The organism is Candidatus Cloacimonadota bacterium, assembly GCA_011372345.1.
In the GTDB taxonomy this organism is placed as follows: Bacteria; Cloacimonadota; Cloacimonadia; order Cloacimonadales; family TCS61; genus DRTC01.
The window spans coordinates 1-4,065 of sequence record DRTC01000463.1 but is presented as its reverse complement, the minus strand read 5'-3'; the positions used below and the strand labels follow the sequence as shown (position 1 = coordinate 4,065).

Annotated in this window: 3 protein-coding genes; all 3 read right to left on the bottom strand. The window is 36.9% G+C overall.

Annotated features, from left to right (window positions below; translation table 11 throughout):
* Positions 1–38: 38 nt before the first annotated feature.
* A complete protein-coding gene (locus ENL20_09000) occupies positions 39–1,148 on the bottom strand; it encodes a coenzyme F420 hydrogenase (protein ID HHE38694.1) in 1,110 nt (369 codons plus the stop codon).
* 3 nt (positions 1,149–1,151) lie between these two features.
* Positions 1,152–2,324 (bottom strand): hypothetical protein, encoded by a 1,173-nt coding sequence (locus ENL20_08995; GenBank protein HHE38693.1) that lies wholly within the window; start codon positions 2,322–2,324, stop codon positions 1,152–1,154.
* A 136-nt stretch (positions 2,325–2,460) separates the two neighbouring features.
* On the bottom strand, positions 2,461–4,065 hold a 1,605-nt coding region (locus tag ENL20_08990), incomplete at its 5' end, for a CoB--CoM heterodisulfide reductase iron-sulfur subunit A family protein (protein ID HHE38692.1).

Genomic DNA, 4,065 nt, shown 5'->3' with positions numbered 1-4,065 from the left:
CTTTTAATCCAGAATCCTGAACCTCCGAACCTCCGAACCTATTCCCCCAGATCAGTAAATTCTTCTTCCATAAAAACCATCACAGGAATTTTATCTTCCACATCTCTACCCGGTAAATAATCAAATGGTTGACGAGTTTCTTCTCCCGTTTTCATAAAGATCGTTGAAACCGGGATATTGACCGGGCAAACATCGGAACACATTCCGCAGCCAACACAGGAAAAACTCATGTGTGTTAAGCGTCCTATCTGGAAAAATATTGTATCCGGCGGAAGTCTTAATCCGCCTTTTTTATGGAGTTGATTTTCATAATCGATCTTTCTATAATCATAAGTCGGAGATTCAAAATCACAAAGAATGCAATAGCAGATCGGACAAACACGCATACAGCCGTGACATCCGAGACATTTCCCGAAAACATCTACCATCCCGTCTAAACCTTTATTTTTTATCCCGATTTCATTAAAAAGTATTTCCTTTTTAGATTTTCTCTGCTCCAGAAGAGATGATATTTCTGATGATTCCAATTCTCCTTCTGAAATATTACCTTTGAAGCCAACTACAAATTTTTCTGCTTTATCTGTATGTAGAAAGATCTTGCATTCTTTATCCTGTTCTTTTTCTCCAATTAGAGAAAAGGTCATATCCGCATTAAATGGTGTGAAAAATTCACACGCTTTACAACTCGGTCTGATATTGGCATAAATTTCTGAATTTTTAACGGATTTCCAATAATTAGAAATCGATTTATCAAAGTCTTGTTCTTCAGGTGATTTAATAGGAAGAACACCTCCACAACTTGAAGAAATGATCAGGAAATTTTCCAAACTTCCCTGCTCTCTTTTCACGAGTTCTATGAATGATCTTATTTCACAAGGTCTCAGTATAGCAGCGATCGGTTTAATTGTTGGTTTTTTCAAAGTAAAAAAAGAAAGAACTTTCCCGGCATTGGCAGGCATTAACGGATAAAAAGGAACTGCTTTATCCAGCCCGGAAATATCTGTGATCAACGCATAATCCACAGAACTGTTTTGTTTTGCCTTTCTTAAAGTGAATACACCATTTATTTTTTTATTTTCAAAAAGGAATTTGAGAAGATCGATGATGACCTTTTCCGAACTTTCATTTATCTTTAATATTTTATCCATTTTTTACTCCTGACCAAAAGAGTCATTAACCAGTTTTTTTATTTCCTGAAGTTCCTCAGTTTGATATGTTTTCAAAGGTAAAGGCTCTCCTCTATTTCTTCCGGGTTGATATTCGAATGCTTTCTGGGTTTTATCACCGACATAACTAAATATCTGTGCTACCGGAATGGAAACCGGACAAGCATCTTCACACATTCCGCAGGAAACACAGGAAAGATTCATATGAGTCATTCTGCCTGAATGAAACAAAATATTATCAGGAGGAAAACGCAGACCTCCTCTTTTTTCTGCACGCTGAAAATAATTATCGGAATTGAATTTGGAAACCTCAGAATCAAAATAGCACTGACGACAATAACAAATGGGACAAACACTCATACAATTATGACAGGAAATGCATTTGGAAAAAGTTTCGATCAAGTTATCCAAACCTTCTACTTGAGGTTTGATCTTTTGAAAGGTTTCTGCTTTTATTTTTTCTTTTTTTTGAGTAATCTCATCAATTTTTTTCTGCCAATCCGACAAACTTTCTCCAGACTTAATTTTTAGATCATTTAGAACATCTTCGCCTTTTTTGGAATTTGGAATGAGAAGAATCTGATCTTTATTCATTCCTGCTATGCCAAAATGTAGATCAGAACTCGTAAGACTAAAATCAGTACACATTTGACACACAGGTTTTATCGATTCGTTTGTCCAATTATCGTCAGCATAAAATGATGAAAAAGTTTTCTCTCCCTTTTCAGGATCTTGAATGTAATCCAGAATTGGTAAAGAACCGGGACAATCAAAACTGAAAAGATAGACCTTTTCCAAATCGACCTGTTCCAATTTAGCAAGTTCAATGGTCGCTCTAATTTCACAAGGTCTGAAAATAACTGCGACCTTCAGGCTTCCTTTTCCTTTCTTGGTAAATTTGGATAAAGCGGTCGCACCTTGAACCGTCATAATTGGAGCGATCGGATTTGCATCTTTGAGCAGTGAAATATCCTCGATCAGAATCCAACTATAAGAATCACCTGCAGGAACTTTTACCGGAATCAGTACGGCATCAAAATATTTTTTTTCTAATGTATCTTTGAAAAAATGGAGAATTGTATCTTTGATACTATCTTTTATAAATATTTTTGCTCCATTTTGGGGAATGAAAGTTTCATTTTCGGATGTATTCATCATCTACTTTTTCTCCTTAACTCACCCTAACCCTCTCTTAAAAAGAGAGGGAATAAGAAAGAAATAAAAAATTCATTTTTTATTTCTTTCTCCCCTTCTCTTTGCAAGAGAAGGGGTTAGGGGATGAGTTTTCATTTTTCTATCTTATCGCTTCCAAAACTTCCTGGAAAAGTTGAAGCGATGTAAAATGCCTGGAATGAGCAGCTCCGGACGGACAACTGGCAACACAATTTCCGCATCCCCGACAGATCGCTTCATTGACTATTGAGATATTTTTATCCTCATCAAAATAGATCGCACCATAAGAACACACGGAAAGGCAGGTCTGACAACCGGTACAGAAAACTTCCGAGATTTCCGATACTTTAACTTCCGGAACTAATTTTTCACCCGGAATAAGTTGAGTTAGAATTTTCCCACCGGCTGCTTGAGCATCGATCATAGAATCAGGAATATTTTTGGGATTTTGAGCAGAACCGACAATAAAAACACCATCAGTCGATGTAGCAACCGGATCCAGTTTCTGATGAGCTTCCTGGAAAAAACCGTTTTCATCTAATGAAATATCCAGTAGTTCTGCCATTTTATTTGAACCTTTTGCAGTTTCAACTGGTGGAGCAAGGATGATCATCTCAACAGGAATTTCCTCTTTTTGTCCATCGTGTTTTGTATATTCGATCAATTTTCCTTTAGCAGACTCATTTACGGAAATATCCTGATAACGAATAAAATCGATCCCTTTGTTTTTAGTATCAACAAAGTATTCCTGATCATCTTTGTTGGGTAAACATAAATCCTTGAAGAATTCCGTGATCTTGATGTCAGGCATTTTGTCTTTCAGGTAGCGAGCAATTTTGAACATATAATTGCAGCAAATTCGCGAACAATATCCTTTTTCTTCTCGACCAACACAGTGAATAAGAGCAGCAGTTTTCGGCGGTTTCCCGGATTTCAAAAGGATTTTACCAGTATTGGAATTCATTTCTTCAATTTCGAGAGAAGTGTAAATATCTTCAAATTTTCCATAACCAAAACCGGGAATTTTTCCAGCATCTGATAGATCAAAACCAGTGGCTACGACAACTGCTCCTACTTTAAATTCATTTTTCTGTTCAGCATCGTAAATGCTCTTTAGAGTGATCTCAAAATTACCAAAAAAACCGATTGCTTTTTCAACTTCTGTTTCCGTAAAAATATCTATATTCTCATTTTCCCGAACTGCCTGAATTTTCTGTTTGATAAGATCGAGATTTGTTTCCTGATATGGATGGATTTTTTCAAATTTGGTTACTTTTCCACCGAGTTCTCCAGTTCTTTCCACGAGATAAACTTTTCTTTTTTCGCTGGCAAGAGACAAACTCGTTTCCAGACCGGAAATTCCAGCTCCGATCACCAGTACATCCGGATTGCTATCCAACTCTTTTTCCAGAAGAGGATCTTGAAAAGAAATTCGGCTGATGCCTGCACGAATATATTGGATTGCTTTTTTCGTAGCCGCATCTTTATCCGGAATGATCCAGGCACATTGTTCCCTGATATTTATCAGCTTGTATAAATAAGGATTCAATTCTGCTCTTTTACAGACATTCATAAAGGTCGTATCGTGATCACGAGGGGAACAAGCTGCTATAACAAGATGTGAAAGTTCGTTCTTTTTGATCTCCTCGACCAGGAAATCCTGACCTTCCTGGGAGCAAAGAAGTTTATGTTTCTTCGCAATAATAGTTTTATCAGGCGATTCGTT

Coding starts and splice junctions, on each gene's coding strand:
- ENL20_09000 (HHE38694.1), bottom strand. CDS start 1,148: ATGGATAAAATATTAAAGATAAATGAAAGTTCGGAAAAGGTCATCATC.
- ENL20_08995 (HHE38693.1), bottom strand. CDS start 2,324: ATGATGAATACATCCGAAAATGAAACTTTCATTCCCCAAAATGGAGCA.